The sequence below is a fragment of the Bacillus tequilensis KCTC 13622 genome (assembly GCF_000507145.1).
Taxonomy (GTDB): Bacteria; Bacillota; Bacilli; order Bacillales; family Bacillaceae; genus Bacillus; species Bacillus tequilensis.
In genome coordinates this window covers 70,056-83,891 of sequence record NZ_AYTO01000039.1, presented here as the reverse complement: position 1 = coordinate 83,891, position 13,836 = coordinate 70,056, and the positions used below count along the sequence as shown (strand labels likewise).

The window sequence follows — 13,836 nt, the reverse complement described above, 5'->3', positions numbered from 1 at the left end:
CAGGTGTTGGGTATTTATACTTATCGTTTGCCCGATCTGCGGAATGTTTATTTTAGTGTGGCTGGGGTAGAGTGTTTTATGTAGACATATTAAAGCAGGAGGTAATGAATCATGGGGAAAAAAATTGCAGTTGTTTTGACAGATTATTTTGAGGACAGTGAGTATACTGAGCCGGCGAAAGCCTTTAAAGAAGCGGGACATGAGCTGACTGTGATCGAAAATGAAAAAGGAAAAACAGTAAAAGGCAAGCAAGGGAACGCGGAAGTGACAGTTGACGCGTCCATTGACGACGTGAACCCTTCCGACTTTGACGCGCTTTTGATTCCCGGAGGATTTTCACCAGACCAGCTTCGTGCGGATGACCGTTTCGTCCAATTTACAAAAGCATTTATGACTGACAAAAAACCGGTATTTGCGATTTGTCACGGTCCGCAGCTCTTAATCAATGCGAAAGCGCTCGACGGCCGAAAAGCGACAGGTTATACGTCCATTCGGATTGATATGGAAAACGCGGGCGCCGACGTTGTGGACAAGGAAGTTGTCGTTTGCCAGAATCAACTGGTGACAAGCCGAACACCGGACGACATTCCGGCATTTAATCGCGAATCTTTGGCATTGCTTGAGAAATAAGAAAAACGGACGCTCCCGGGCGTCCGTTTTTTGTTGCTTAAGCTTCGACACCTGTCAGTTTCTTGTATCTGTAATACAAGAAGGCGGCCGCGGCCGTTCCGATGACTGCTATGCCAAAGTCGAACATAAAAATATGGGCGATGCCTCCCGCTTTTGCAATGAGCCCGGTGGCAATCGGCAGCAGAATCGATGCGATGCTTGAAGCGGTCGCTACAATTCCGGTAACGGTTCCTTTTCGCTTCCAGAAAAGCTCTGTCATAAGCGTAATGGTAATTTGAAACACACCCGCGGTCGAAAAACCTAAGAAAAAGGCGGTGATATCCAGCACAACTGGCACGTGAACCGTCAGCATGACCGCGAGCGTACATAAAGTAATAATAGGATATAAGAGCGTAATCATGACTGGCTTTACCCATTTTTTCAGCAGAAGGGCTAATAATAAAACGGATGTCAGAGATCCTATGCTGTAATAGCTCAGTAATTGCACGGATGCTGATTCAGCCAGACCGGCTGCCTTTTGCGCGTAGCTTGGGAGCCAGATTTGTGAAACGGTAAATAGAGCCGTTGACGTAAAACCGATGATGATCAGTGCGATGCCTTCTTTCTGAAAAACAGGCTCAGACAAGAAAGCGGAAGATGCCTGTTTGCCGCTGCTAGCCGGCTTCTTCTGTTTCTTAGGGAACGACAGTGTTGATAAGTAAACGATATTCAGCGCATAGACCGCTGCCGGCAGATAAAAAGCAAATCCGTAAAACAGGCTGTTGTCTGCTAAAAATGTGATTAGAAGCGGCAAAAGTGCGGCTCCGACAGACATAAAGGCTTTAACCAAGACATTCGCCGAGCCGGAAGCAGCCGGGAAGAGCTCGGTTAAGGCCGGATATGTTCCGGCGTCCATTGCTGAATTAGCGATTCCGGCTAATAGGGCAAACACAAATGCCAATTCATAGTTCGGAGATAAAGGAATACCGACTAAAAAAACGGCCATAATTCCCGCAGAAGCGACTACAAGCGGTTTTCTGCCGATTTTATCTGATAAAACCCCGGAAATGCCGTATGTCAGAAGCTTGCCGAACCCGATAGCGGCAATGACATAACTGATGCCGGTCGGATCGGTATTCCACTGTTTTGTTAGAGAGGACATATTGGATGCGAGAATGATGTTGACCATGCCCAGAAAGAAGTAGTTGATATACATTCCGGATGCTGTTTTGATAGATGTCGTTTTCATGCTTGTACTCCTTCAAATCTTATTCGAACATGTGTCTGATGTTCAATTACGCAATGATAAAAAAGACTCGCCGAGTTCCCGGCCAGTCTCCAATTATTTACGAAGTGAGGCTAATTCTTGTGCGATTGCCTGCATTTCACTTGGGCTGAATGATTGTTTTTTCATCACCATGCTGTGAAGGTACGTGAGGTCTTCAATCTTTTCATCACTGAAATCCTCCGCCTTGATCACGCCGACGTTCAGCATGTTCAGCTTTTGGGAAATCTCTTCAATCATTTGAGTTAATGTTTCTGTATTTGGGCTGGACAAGTGGTTCCATCCTTTCTTTCGCGTTATTCGATAAGTTTTATTCTAACAGAATTCGATCAGAAAAAAACCCTATTCTAAAAGCAGGTCGTTGATTGCAAAAAAGTGGAGACATCAGTTGAAAAGGAAATGAACATCCTACTAAGATATTCATGAAGGTTTCTTTTTAAAGAAATATGGGCAAAGAATAGGGAGGTTGTACAGCATGGTAAGCGTGTTATTTGTTTGTTTAGGAAACATTTGCCGGTCTCCGATGGCAGAAGCGATTTTTCGGGACTTGGCAGCCAAAAAAGGATTAGAGGGGAAAATCAAGACGGACTCAGCCGGTATCGGCGGCTGGCACATCGGCAATCCGCCGCATCAAGGAACGCAGGAGATATTGCGAAGAGAAGGGATCAGCTTTGAGGGCATGCTGGCGCGCCAAGTCAGCGAACAGGATCTGGCCGATTTTGATTATATCGTTGCGATGGACGCAGAAAATATCGGTAGCCTCAGAAGCATGGCGGGTTTTAAGAACACGTCGAATATCAAAAGGCTCTTGGACTATGTTGAAGATTCAGATCTGGCTGACGTTCCCGATCCTTACTACACAGGGAACTTTGAAGAGGTAAGCCGATTAATCAAATCGGGCTGTGAGCATCTGCTTGCGTCCATTCAAAAAGAAAAACAATTGTAAGTGAAAGGAGAATTTGCATGAACCACGAACGTTTAATGCTGAAAGGAATATTTCTCGGAGCTGCGGCAGGCGCGGCGCTATCACTGCTCCATAAGCCGACAAGACAGGCATGCGGCATGAGATGGCTGACATGCAAGCATAAACTTTCACTGTACAAAAGCAATCCGGAACTGTTGAAAAACAACGTCATCACAAAAGTGGATGAGGCCAAGAAGCTGGCCCAAACGCTGTCAGAGGAAGTCAGCTTTGTGAATCAGCAGGTGAAAGAGCTGAAGAAAACCACACCGCAAGTGATGGAGCTTGTACAAGAAACGAAAGAGCATTTTTCAAAAAAATGATCAAACATGCGAGGTGAGACGACATGAACTTTTTGAAAGAGCTTTTCAGCAGATACACCCTTCATGAGGGGCAAAGCAAATCAGCGGAGCTGGCGTATTTTTTTCTATTGTCGCTGTTTCCGTTTTTGATTTTTATGCTGACGCTCACCGCGTATCTTCCGATTTCCACCGATGATGTTCTGGGAGTTGTCGAACAATACGCTCCCGGCAGCGCGATGTCCCTCGTTGAATCCATTACCCATCAAACGTTAAATAATCGAAATGGCGGATTGCTGTCATTCGGGATTATCGCGGCTTTATGGTCTGCGTCTAATGGAATGAACGCCATCGTCCGATCGCTAAACCACGCGTATGATGTGGAAGAAAACCGCTCTTTTATCATTGTTCGTCTAACCTCAATTTTCCTGACGATCGCCATGGTATTTACGATTTTAGTGGCCCTGCTTCTGCCGGTGTTCGGCCGGGAGATTGGAAGGCTCGCTTCTGACTTTGTCGGCGCGTCGGATCTGTTTTTATCCGTGTGGGCCGCAATTCGCTGGGGTGTCAGCCCGCTTATCCTTCTGATTGTTTTTTCCGCCCTGTATGTGATTGCGCCGAACAAAAAGCTGTCTCTCCGGTTTGTCATGCCGGGTGCGGTTTTTGCGACCATCGGCTGGATCGTGGTCAGCACACTGTTTTCATTTTACGTCAGCACGTTTGCGAACTATAGCGCAACATATGGGAGCATCGGGGGAATTATCGTCCTGATGATTTGGTTTTACTTAAGCGGAATTTTAATTATTCTGGGAGGAGAACTCAACGCTCTTTTACATAAACGTAAAAAGCTTCCTGATGAAAATCCCTATCATTAGCGCATCCTATAAACGAACTTCAGTTCAAAAAAAAATCGGGGGGCTATCGTGATGACCAAGCATACGAAAAAAGGCGGAAGCCACAATAAACAAAATTCGAAAAGCAAATCAGGCAACAAAACAAGCGGAAGCGCCAACGGACAAAACGGCTATCATTAGCATAAAAGCCTCCTGACACCATGTCAGGAGGCTTTTTAATTAAGAGGATGAAGAATAGGTGTCAGCCTGTGACCAGCATTTCGGTTTGCCAAGCACAAGGGCAAGCCACACACCACTAAGCGTGAGGGTAATGAAATAAAACAAGTTTGCGCTGTCAAATGCCTGCATATACCAGCCGCCGGCGATTGGCCCAAGGATGCTGCCGAGACTGAATGTAATGCCGCAAAGCAGGTTTCCTGCCGGCAGCAGATGGGGAGGAAGCAGATCTGTCATGTAGCTGATACCCAGTGTAAAGGTTGATCCGACAGCCATGCCTGCAATAAAAAAGCAGCTGCCGATGACGTAAGGGGAAGGGAATACGCCGGCGATGAAAAAGCAGATCGCCCCTGTCAGCAAAATCACAAGCAGCACGTTCCGCCGCCCGTATGTATCGCTGAGGATGCCGAGCGGAAACTGAAAGATAATGCTTCCGATTGCAAATGCGGGAAGGATCAGTGCCACCGCGTCTACTGATATTCCAAGCCTGAGCGCGTATACCGGAAAGCTGCCGTTCAGCGCCGTTTCCAGAAAGCCGTAGCCGAATGTAGGCATAAAGGCCACCCAGCCAAACAGCATGGCTTGATAAAACCGCCTGAAGCTGTTGTCTGCTTTGGTTTCGTGAGGGCTGGTTTCCGGGTATGCATTTTGTAGAAAGAAAACAAAAAGCCACGCAAACAGGCTGAAGCAGCCGGACACGAGAAAAGGCAATGCCGGGCTCAGCTTGACAAGCGGAACCATAAACGGGCCGGCAGCAAAGCCAAGGCCGAAGGAGAGCCCGTAAATCGACAGGTTTCTACCACGATTTTGTTTTGATGACATGGAGGTCACCCACGTTTGTGTGGAAAAGTGAAGCATGTGGTCGCCAATTCCGATGAACAGACGAAGCAGGAACCAGATCCAAACTGACTGAAGCCAAATAAATCCGAACAAGCTTAAAATGACTACGCTCCCGCCAATGACGATCAGCGGCTTGAATCCGAGCTTTCTGAGCGGCGCTTCCATAAATGGCGAAGCCAAAAGCACGCCGATATACAGCCCGGTCGCATGCAGGCCGTTGATGGCGGCCGATTCCCCGTTTGTTTCAAAAATAATTGAGATGACAGGCAGCAGCATGCCCTGTGAAAACCCGGAAATGGAAACGAGCAAGACAAGGATAAAGAAATGAAATCGTGACATCGTGTCAGTTCTCCTTATGTGGTATCTATGTTGATCGTACAATGTTTTCCAAAAGCCGGCAACCTGAAAAAAGCCTAGATCACGGTGAACATTTGCCCTCGTGTAATCATCAAGGTTTTTGTGAAGAATAAAATAAAACAAGTCATAAAAAAGGAGCCATATCACCATGAATCGTATCTTTTTTATTTTAGTGGCGGCGGGTGTTCCGCTTTCTGTGATTGGCAGTTTCATGCACTGGCCTTCAGCGGTTCTTTTTGCCGTTTATTGCATAACGATTATTGCGCTTGCAAGCTATATGGGAAGAGCGACAGAATCACTGTCCATCATTGCAGGACCGAGGATCGGCGGTTTGTTGAACGCCACCTTCGGGAATGCGGTTGAGCTGATCATTTCCCTTTTTGCATTAAAGGAAGGCCTGACCGGAATCGTGCTTGCCTCTTTAACCGGTTCAGTGCTGGGAAACCTCTTGCTTGTCGCGGGCTTATCGTTTTTTATCGGCGGTTTAAAATATAAGCGGCAGGAGTTTAATATCCATGACGCACGCCATAATTCAGGGCTTTTGATTTTTGCCATCATTGTCGCCTTCGTGATTCCCGAAGTATTTTCTATTGGAATGGGAGACGCGAGCAAGCTCAATTTAAGCATCGGCATCAGCATCATCATGATTCTGTTATATGTCGCGGCGCTGTATTTTAAACTCGTCACCCACCGCGGCGTTTATCAGCCGAACAATGCTGTCCAGCATGAAGAAGAGGAGCAGCCGGAATGGTCAGGGAAGGTTGCGACGATTGTTTTGTTTGCGGCAACGATTGTCGTGGCATACATATCCGAAAACCTGGTCCACACGTTCCATTCAGTGGCTGAACAGTTCGGCTGGAGCGAGCTGTTTATCGGGGTTATTATCGTTGCGATTGTCGGAAATGCCGCGGAGCACGCGTCAGCCATCATCATGGCCTATAAAAATAAAATGGACATTGCGGTTGAAATCGCAGTCGGTTCCACATTGCAAATTGCTATGTTTGTCGCACCGGTCCTTGTGATCTGCTCTATCTTTTTTCCGACAAGCATGCCGCTTGTATTTACACTGCCGGAGCTTGTGGCGATGGTGTCATCGGTTCTCTTGATGATCGCGATTTCGAATGACGGGGATTCCAACTGGTTTGAAGGGGCGACACTGCTTGCCGCATATGTGATTGTCGCGATCGGCTTTTTCCTTCTTTAACCTGAAAAAATGATGGATAACAACAAAGCGGGATGAAAAGACTAAGGGAAAATGCCATAGAAAGAGTGATATGATGAAAAAGCTATTTCATTCCACACTTATTGTGTTGTTATTCTTTAGTTTTTTCGGCGTTCAGCCCATCCACGCGAAAAAGCAGTTTAAGGTTCCTAATTCTGTCGCGAGCATTTCGAAGGAAAACACGTATCCGAACGCTTCACAGGATCAGCCGATGCTTCAGCCGAGCAAGCTGGCGAAGGAATTGCTCGAGCATTCCGAGGTGAAGATTGAAAACCCTCATCTCATCAAAATGCTGAATGAATCTAACATATCCGGCACACCGCTTGCGGTGGGCTATCGGGCGACAATATTTCTTGGGAAGTGGGCGCTCGGCTATGAATCAAATGAAACAGTGGCGAATTGGGAGTATAAAAAAATCAATACAAACCGCGCGGATAACCGCGGCGGAAAAGAAACAGCTGAAATGCATTATGTTCAAGAACAGCAGTACAAAGTGAAGGGCGGCCTGACGGCTAAGGTTCCAAATGCTGAAGATGTCAAAAGCATGATGATGATGGAAGCAATGAAAAAAACCAACCTTCCGCTTGCATTTGAAACGGTCGTCGGAGCGGGCACAAAACGGGATCAAATTTATAAAGTCGCACCTAAGAAACTTGGTTATCTAAACGCATACGCACCGGCAGTGAATGAAAAAGGAAAAGTAACATACGGAGAAGTGTACTTAGTGCTGAAAGGGAATAAACGAAAACTTGTCGTGAAAAATGTAACATCACAGGGGATCGGCGCCTGGATTCCAGTTCAAGACCACGTCACATATGGCTTTCAGCTTTCCTCACTGCCAAAATAAACAAAAAACTGATTCCGACTCGGAATCAGTTTTTTGTTTATTGGGTTCTCTCGATTCGGACCGCTTCCTCAAGCATTTGCACATTGTTTTGGTACAGCTGGCGAACGAGAACCCGTCTCACAGCAAGGCTGGCTCTGAAATAATCCTCATCTCTTACCATGCCTTTAACCGTAAATTCGACGCCGCGGTTGATTTTATTCAATGCGGTGATGCCGTGGATTTGAAACGGTTCTGTCGGATTGCCGAATTCATCCCGTTTCAATGAATCCCGAAGCTCTTCATTCAGCATGTCACAAGCCTCTTCCAATACGCTGTACACGCGGTCGGGATCTTCTTTAAAGCTGATGAGAAAGGATTCGGTGATCCTCATAAAATCGATATTATAATTTTCTATCTGTCTGACCTCACCGTTGCTGATGGTAAGCAGCTTCCCGCTCCATTCCCGGATTTGCAGAGAGCGAAGGCCGATTTCCTCCACTGTCCCGTTAAACAAATTGTTGACGGTGACATAATCGCCTTTGTGCAGCTGACGTTCATAAATTAAGAACACACCTGCCAGCACATCCTTAATCAGAGATTGGGCGCCAAAGCCGATGACGATACCTGCTACGCCCGCCCCGGCTAATATCTTGCCGAAATCATGCACAAATAAAGAAATAACATAAAAGATAAAACCAATCGTCGCCGTATACTGGGTGACAGAACGGACCAAGCTTTCAATCGTTTGTTCCTTTTTTTCTTCAATAAAGTCCGTCCGTTTAAAAAACAGCTGTACCAGCCGGTTAATGATAAAAACCCCGATCCAAAGGATAACGGCAACGAGGAGAATATCGACGATTTTATTCTGGAAAATCTCCGTAAGTGTTTCTTTCATCCACATCTAACTCCTGGCTTGACGTTTTGTGAAATCCGTATCCTGATAATAACTGTTTTTGACAAGAACATTCGGCCCGAGGCATCGGACATTCGGGCAGTGGCAATTCAGCTCTTTCGCAAGCTTCGTCTCTCTCCATTTTTCATAGGCGGAAGGGAGGCTGTCCGTCTGAATATTGCCAAGCGGCGGTGTATCGCCAAAATCGGTCACGATAATGTTTCCGTCAAAAATATTCACATTCAGTCGGGAACGGCCGTCAGGGTCATTTCTCACTGTGACGTTTTTCGCCGCGCGAAGCCGGCGAAGCAGCTTTTGATCCTCTTCGTCCGAACTGCAGGCATAAAACGGCAGTGTTCCGAACAGCATCCACGTCTTTTCATCACGAATATCCAGCAAGCGGTGAATGGCCTGTCTCATCTCTTTGAGGCTGAGAGAATCAAGAGCGCTCGCGAAATCGCTCGGATACATCGGATGAACTTCGTGACGCTGACATTTCATATCTTCTGTGATTTGGCGGTGAATATGCTCAATATGCGGAAGTGTTCGTTTATTCAGCATCGTTTCCGCAGATACCATTACCCCGGCATCCACGAGCGTGCGGCTGTTTTCGATCATTTTTTCAAAATAGCGCGCGCGCTGCTCGAAGGTCGGTTTTCTGTCCATCATGGCAAAGCCAATCTCGGCAAAATCCTCAACTGTGCCCCAGTTGTGAGAAATATGCAGGACATCAAGATACGGAATAATCCATTCGTATCGTTCAATATCAAGAGTCAGGTTGGAATTGATTTGTGTCCGCACACCGCGTTCGTGGGCGTATTTCAATAACGGCACGACATATTCCTTTACTGATTTTAACGAAAGCATCGGCTCTCCGCCTGTAATGCTGATGGATCTGAGGCGCGGAATTTCCTCCAGCCGTTTTAACAGAAGATCTATTGGCAGAGCATTCGGGTCTTTAGGCTGCAATGTATAGCCTACAGCGCAATGCTCGCATCTCATATTGCACAGTGTCGTCGTTGTGAATTCAACGTTTGTCAGCTGCATGTCTCCATACTGGTCAACATCCATATAGGCTTCCCAAGGGTCAAACTCGGGTGTAATCGGCCGCAGCTTCGTGTTTTGTGTCATGACTATCTAACTCCTTTATAAATGGGCATACTAACGCTGCCAACAGTTAATTTTAGACCTGATTTAACAAGTTCGCAAGTAGCGGAGTAATTGAAAAACGGCAAAAAATGAGCTACCATAATAAAAAATGAATGGAGGAACACAATGGGGAACGCCGTAAACAATAAAGATCAGCAGATTGATTATTTAAAGAACAGACTTGACATGTTTATGAACGTCATCGATTCATTAGACCCTGAAGCAACCGACGTTGAAGATATAGACAGGCTCATCAGCATGCTTGATGATCTGGAAGCCAAATACGAACGCTTTAAAAAAGATTGGGAATAAAACCGCGTCCGCCGCGGTTTTTTATATTGGCATAAAGCAACAGTATAAAACAAAGCTCCTATCTGTAAAATAAGAAAAAAATGCAGAAGGAGCGCTGGCCATGAAGTGGATGTGTTCAATATGCTGTGCCGCCGTCTTGTTTGCCGGAGGCGCGGCGCAAGCGGAAGCGGTGCCGAATGAGCCGATCAATTGGGGCTTTAAACGAAGTGTCAATCATCAGCCGCCAGATGCCGGAAAGCAGCTGAACAGTTTAATTGAAAAATACGACGCGTTTTATTTAGGGAATACAAAAGAAAAAACGATTTACTTAACGTTTGATAACGGCTATGAAAATGGCTATACGCCAAAAGTGCTTGATGTCTTAAAAAAGCATCGCGTAACAGGAACGTTTTTTGTCACCGGGCATTTCGTAAAGGACCAGCCTCAGCTGATCAAACGAATGTCAGATGAAGGCCATATTATCGGCAACCATTCCTTTCACCATCCGGATCTGACAACAAAAACAGCTGACCAGATTCAAGACGAGCTTGATTCAGTCAACGAAGAGGTTTACAAAATTACGGGAAAGCAGGACAACCTGTATTTGCGGCCGCCGCGCGGCGTGTTCAGTGAGTATGTGCTGAAAGAAACGAAACGCCTCGGCTACCAAACCGTTTTCTGGTCGGTCGCTTTTGTTGATTGGAAGATCAACAACCAAAAGGGGAAGAAATACGCTTACGATCATATGATCAAGCAGGCCCACCCAGGAGCCATTTACCTGCTTCATACCGTATCAAGGGACAATGCCGAAGCACTGGATGACGCGATTACAGACCTGAAAAAACACGGCTACACTTTTAAAAGCCTTGATGATCTGATGTTTGAGAAAGAAATGAAGCTGCCGTCTTTATAACGAGAAGAGCCTCTCTTGAAATGGAGAGGCTTCTTCGGCTTGTAGAAAAAACGATGTTTTTTCTACAAGCTTTGTCGGGCATGCGTCTGTGAGAAGACTTGTTCACTCACATTTCGTTTTCCCCTCAATCTGCAATAGCGAAGCCCATGCAGTTGTTTTGAATCTGCAAGCTTCGCTCTATTTTTTCTTTTCTTTTTAAATAAAATAAGCGGCTCAAGTGAGGGACGGCCTTTGTTTTCACTGTATTGATCAATTTTTCGAAGCGGGTGATCCTCTTCGACGAGTTGGTCAAGCAGAACAAACTCGGCTGTGTTTTGAGAAGAGTTTCTTGTTTGGAACATGAGAAAGACACCGTCCTTTTCAGTCTTTCTTTTATTACAGGGGAATGGATATTTTAAGGGGAAAATAAAGGCTGTCGAGATTTTCTCGACAGTCTGAGCCTTCTCATAGAGAGGGGTTTTTAACTAGTGTTTTAGAATACTTTTTAGTAACAAGAGTTGACTGACTATTTTGTAATTAGTTTAATAAGATCTTTATTTTATTACTCTAAGATTGTTATACTAATAACTAACATATTTTCTAAATTGGAGGACTATTGTTATGAAAGGGAAAAAGATCATCATTTGTTTATTGGCCATCTCTATTATTTTCATAGTTGGCTTTTATTTTATTCAAAATAATGAAACTCCTGATTCAGTGAAAAAATTTAATACTGAACAGGAAGCCTTACAGCATGCTAAACAAGAATCACCTTATATTACTGACTTTATAGATGAAACAAAGGAAATTGATAATGAAAAAGTTGTGATATATACATTTGAAAAAAATAAACAAATGGGTATAGGAACAGGAACATTGGCATGGAAAGATAAAAAAGTGACGTGGGTAAAGAACGGGAATGATATAGTAATTGATAGTAAGAATAATAAGGCTGATATTTCAGGTGATGTAAAGTCTTATTCAGGTAAAAAGTATAAATTATATGCAGGAGTTAAGAAAACAAAAAATCTAAAAATTGAAACTCAGACAGATGATAATGTAACTCCTCATGTGGATAAGAAATCAGGAATATATTATTTGTTAATTCCTAGTATAAATTGATTATATTTGGTTTACAAAATAACCCTTATTTGGTAACATTTTTAATGTGTTATTAAAATAAGGAGGGTGTATATGAAAAAGAAAGTTGCATTTTTGATTGCTGTTTGTGTGGTATGTTTGATGATTTTTGGAAATCCTACGAAAGGATTTGCAGCTGAGCAAAATACTATCAATCTATCTGATTCAAATGTTGAGAAATTTTATGATGAGGAACAAAATGCAGTAATTGCACCATTCAAAGCGACCGAAAATGGTCTTGTACCTGTTTCAAAAGAGGAATATGAAAAAGCGACTAAAACAACAGAAAACGAAGATTTAGAGAATGAGTTTGTTGTTTCTGAGGAAAATAACGTCGAGCCAGAATTTAATGCCTATGCTGACGTTGATATTAGAACTTGGCATTATAAAGAGAAATCAGCCACTAAATATTATGGAGATCCTATTAAAGTTTCAGCATCAATTAAGTGTACTTCATCATCGTGTAGAGTAGATAAACAATGGCAAGCTACTGTATCTAAGTCTTACAGTGTTAATGCTTCATCTGAAATTAAAGCTATAAACTATGGTGCTAGTTTTAATTTTACGTCAGCAAAATCTAGTTCTAGTACATATTCCTTTACAATAAAAAAAGGTCAATCAGGATATATAGCTTTTAAACCATACAAAAGAAAGTCTACAGGTACCTTAACGCAGTATTCTACAATGCATGGTAAAATCAGTAGCAAATCAGCCTACGGAAGATCAGCAATTAAGTTGAAAACTGGAGAAGCTGATGGATACTATTCTTTTGTTTTTACTAAAAAATAGTATGATAGATCTTTTATAGAGGAAGGTAAAAGTAATACCCTCGCCCAAAATGCCCTTCTCATATGATATGATCCCCCTCATAGTAGACCTATGGAGGGGATTTTTTTATAAGGAAAATAAGGAAAACTTAGATATTCACTTTAAGAAAAAAATTGTTGATCTTCATCTCAATGATGGGATGGGTTAGCAGTATGTAAATATATTCATTTTTACAACCATCAACGATTCCAAAAGAAGTTAAACAACCTGAGCTCATATCAATACAGGACTCAGGCTGCTTAGTGCCTTTTTAACACTGTCTACCTGACAGGGGTCACTCCTAAAAAAGGAGAGGCTCCTTTTATTATTTAATACATTTAATCAGCGCGGCCCAATCAAGATCTCCGAAGCCTTGTTCGATCCCGCTTTCAAAATGGCTCTTAGCCAGCTCGGCAAGAGGGAGATTTGCAGAAACCTGCTTTGCGGCGGCGAGTGCCAAATTGGTATCCTTCAGCCCTAAAGACATTTTGAAGCCGGCCGGCTCAAATGTCTGCTCAGCCATGATGGTTCCGTAATTTTGATAGACTGGAGAGCCAAAGAGCGCGCTGGCGATTTCTAAAAATTGTTTTTGTTCTAAGCCGTACTTTTCCATCATTAAGAAGGATTCAGATAACGCCTCCAGCATGGACACAAGCAAGAAATTGATGCTGATTTTGGCCGCATTTGCCGTCTTGCTTTCTTCGCCGACGTCAAATACCTGCTGGCTCAGGCTGGCAAGCAGAGGCTTGGCGGTTTGCTTCGCTTCCGCCGGTCCGGCTGTTATGATGCGAAGCGCGGCTTTTTCGGCGGCATCCGGTCTGCCAAGGACGGGAGCGGCGAGAAAGAATTGTCCTTTCTCTGCATGAGCCGCAGCGAGTTTTTCTGAGAATTCAACACTGATCGTGCTCATCGAGATGTGAATGCCTTTCTCTGCCAATCCTTCAATCAGCCCGTTCTCTCCGAAGGTCACGGCGCTGACAGAATCGTCATCTGAAAGCATCGTGATGACAATATCAGCGGTCTTTGCCGCCTGGCGCGGCGTATCAGCTGCCTGTGCTCCTTCTGATACAAGTTCTTCCGTCTTTTGTTTCGTCCGATTATATACAGTCAAATTGTAGCCTGCCTGAAGCACGTTTCTGGCAATAGGCTGTCCCATATTGCCAAGTCCGATGACAGCAATTTTCAATGTGATCACT

The 13,836-nt window shown here is 44.4% G+C and carries 16 protein-coding genes and 2 pseudogenes; 11 read left to right on the top strand and 7 right to left on the bottom strand.

Going from position 1 to position 13,836, the window contains the following annotated elements:
- Nucleotides 1-111 precede the first annotated feature (111 nt).
- A complete protein-coding gene (gene yfkM, locus V756_RS0117135) occupies nt 112-630 on the top strand; it encodes a general stress protein 18 (RefSeq protein WP_024715744.1) in 519 nt (172 codons plus the stop codon).
- A gap of 37 nt (nt 631-667) precedes the next feature.
- Here the strand turns inward: yfkM and V756_RS0117130 are convergent, their stop codons facing one another.
- Together V756_RS0117130 and V756_RS0117125 are read right to left on the bottom strand one after the other, a co-directional pair.
- A complete protein-coding gene (locus tag V756_RS0117130; RefSeq protein ID WP_024715743.1) occupies nt 668-1,858 on the bottom strand; it encodes an MFS transporter in 1,191 nt (396 codons plus the stop codon).
- A gap of 93 nt (nt 1,859-1,951) precedes the next feature.
- Entirely contained in the window at nt 1,952-2,167 is a 216-nt protein-coding gene (locus tag V756_RS0117125; RefSeq protein WP_003223104.1) for a DUF1128 domain-containing protein, read from the bottom strand.
- A gap of 202 nt (nt 2,168-2,369) precedes the next feature.
- On the opposite strand from V756_RS0117125, the gene V756_RS0117120 reads away from it, so the two are divergent.
- Genes V756_RS0117120 through V756_RS0117110 form a run of 3 tightly spaced genes read left to right on the top strand, consistent with a single transcriptional unit; the run spans nt 2,370 to nt 4,029 of the window.
- Nucleotides 2,370-2,840 carry a low molecular weight protein-tyrosine-phosphatase gene (locus V756_RS0117120; RefSeq protein WP_024715742.1) on the top strand — a complete coding sequence of 157 codons (471 nt, stop codon included), beginning with the start codon at nt 2,370-2,372 and terminating at the stop codon, nt 2,838-2,840.
- Nucleotides 2,841-2,857: 17 nt separating this feature from the next.
- Nucleotides 2,858-3,178: a hypothetical protein gene (locus tag V756_RS0117115; RefSeq protein ID WP_024715741.1), complete on the top strand. Its 321-nt coding sequence runs from the start codon at nt 2,858-2,860 to the stop codon at nt 3,176-3,178.
- A gap of 23 nt (nt 3,179-3,201) precedes the next feature.
- Nucleotides 3,202-4,029 carry a YihY family inner membrane protein gene (locus tag V756_RS0117110; protein ID WP_024715740.1) on the top strand — a complete coding sequence of 276 codons (828 nt, stop codon included), beginning with the start codon at nt 3,202-3,204 and terminating at the stop codon, nt 4,027-4,029.
- Nucleotides 4,030-4,227: 198 nt separating this feature from the next.
- Here the strand turns inward: V756_RS0117110 and V756_RS0117100 are convergent, their stop codons facing one another.
- Complete coding sequence (locus V756_RS0117100; RefSeq protein WP_024715739.1) at nt 4,228-5,403, bottom strand: MFS transporter; 1,176 nt, start codon at nt 5,401-5,403, stop codon at nt 4,228-4,230.
- 166 nt (nt 5,404-5,569) lie between these two features.
- Between V756_RS0117100 and cax the strand changes: the two genes are divergently transcribed.
- A complete protein-coding gene (gene cax / locus V756_RS0117095; protein WP_024715738.1) occupies nt 5,570-6,625 on the top strand; it encodes a calcium/proton exchanger in 1,056 nt (351 codons plus the stop codon).
- Nucleotides 6,626-6,695: 70 nt separating this feature from the next.
- Entirely contained in the window at nt 6,696-7,490 is a 795-nt protein-coding gene (locus tag V756_RS0117090) for a YfkD famly protein (RefSeq protein ID WP_081719906.1), read from the top strand.
- Nucleotides 7,491-7,527: 37 nt separating this feature from the next.
- On the opposite strand, the gene mscC is transcribed toward V756_RS0117090, so the two are convergent.
- Nucleotides 7,528-8,370, bottom strand: a complete 843-nt coding sequence (gene mscC, locus V756_RS0117085; protein ID WP_081719905.1) for a mechanosensitive ion channel protein MscC — start codon at nt 8,368-8,370, stop codon at nt 7,528-7,530.
- Nucleotides 8,371-9,492, bottom strand: a complete 1,122-nt coding sequence (gene yfkAB, locus V756_RS0117080) for a radical SAM/CxCxxxxC motif protein YfkAB (RefSeq protein WP_024715735.1) — start codon at nt 9,490-9,492, stop codon at nt 8,371-8,373. It abuts the gene before it with no gap.
- Between the two features lie 144 nt (nt 9,493-9,636).
- Here yfkAB and V756_RS0117075 point away from each other — a divergent pair, with 144 nt between their 5' ends.
- Both V756_RS0117075 and pdaA read left to right on the top strand, forming a co-directional pair.
- Nucleotides 9,637-9,822 (top strand): SE1561 family protein, encoded by a 186-nt coding sequence (locus V756_RS0117075; RefSeq protein ID WP_003223132.1) that lies wholly within the window; start codon nt 9,637-9,639, stop codon nt 9,820-9,822.
- Between the two features lie 100 nt (nt 9,823-9,922).
- A complete protein-coding gene (gene pdaA, locus V756_RS0117070; RefSeq protein WP_024715734.1) occupies nt 9,923-10,714 on the top strand; it encodes a delta-lactam-biosynthetic de-N-acetylase in 792 nt (263 codons plus the stop codon).
- A gap of 62 nt (nt 10,715-10,776) precedes the next feature.
- Here pdaA and V756_RS1000000124600 read toward each other — a convergent pair.
- A pseudogene (locus V756_RS1000000124600) lies at nt 10,777-10,916 on the bottom strand (transposase); the annotation flags it as partial.
- 398 nt (nt 10,917-11,314) lie between these two features.
- Here V756_RS1000000124600 and V756_RS0117060 point away from each other — a divergent pair.
- The 3 genes and pseudogenes from V756_RS0117060 to V756_RS1000000123675 form a co-directional block, all read left to right on the top strand.
- Nucleotides 11,315-11,815, top strand: coding sequence for a hypothetical protein (locus V756_RS0117060; protein WP_024715732.1), 501 nt, complete (start codon nt 11,315-11,317; stop codon nt 11,813-11,815).
- A 72-nt stretch (nt 11,816-11,887) separates the two neighbouring features.
- Complete coding sequence (locus V756_RS0117055) at nt 11,888-12,622, top strand: DUF6060 domain-containing protein (RefSeq protein ID WP_024715731.1); 735 nt, start codon at nt 11,888-11,890, stop codon at nt 12,620-12,622.
- A 195-nt stretch (nt 12,623-12,817) separates the two neighbouring features.
- A pseudogene (locus V756_RS1000000123675) lies at nt 12,818-12,904 on the top strand (IS3 family transposase); the annotation flags it as partial.
- 61 nt (nt 12,905-12,965) lie between these two features.
- On the opposite strand, the gene V756_RS0117045 reads toward V756_RS1000000123675, so the two are convergent.
- The gene (locus tag V756_RS0117045) at nt 12,966-13,826 is read right to left on the bottom strand and encodes an NAD(P)-dependent oxidoreductase (RefSeq protein WP_024715730.1); all 861 of its coding nucleotides are present in this window, start codon (nt 13,824-13,826) and stop codon (nt 12,966-12,968) included.
- Between the last annotated feature and the right edge of the window lie 10 nt (nt 13,827-13,836).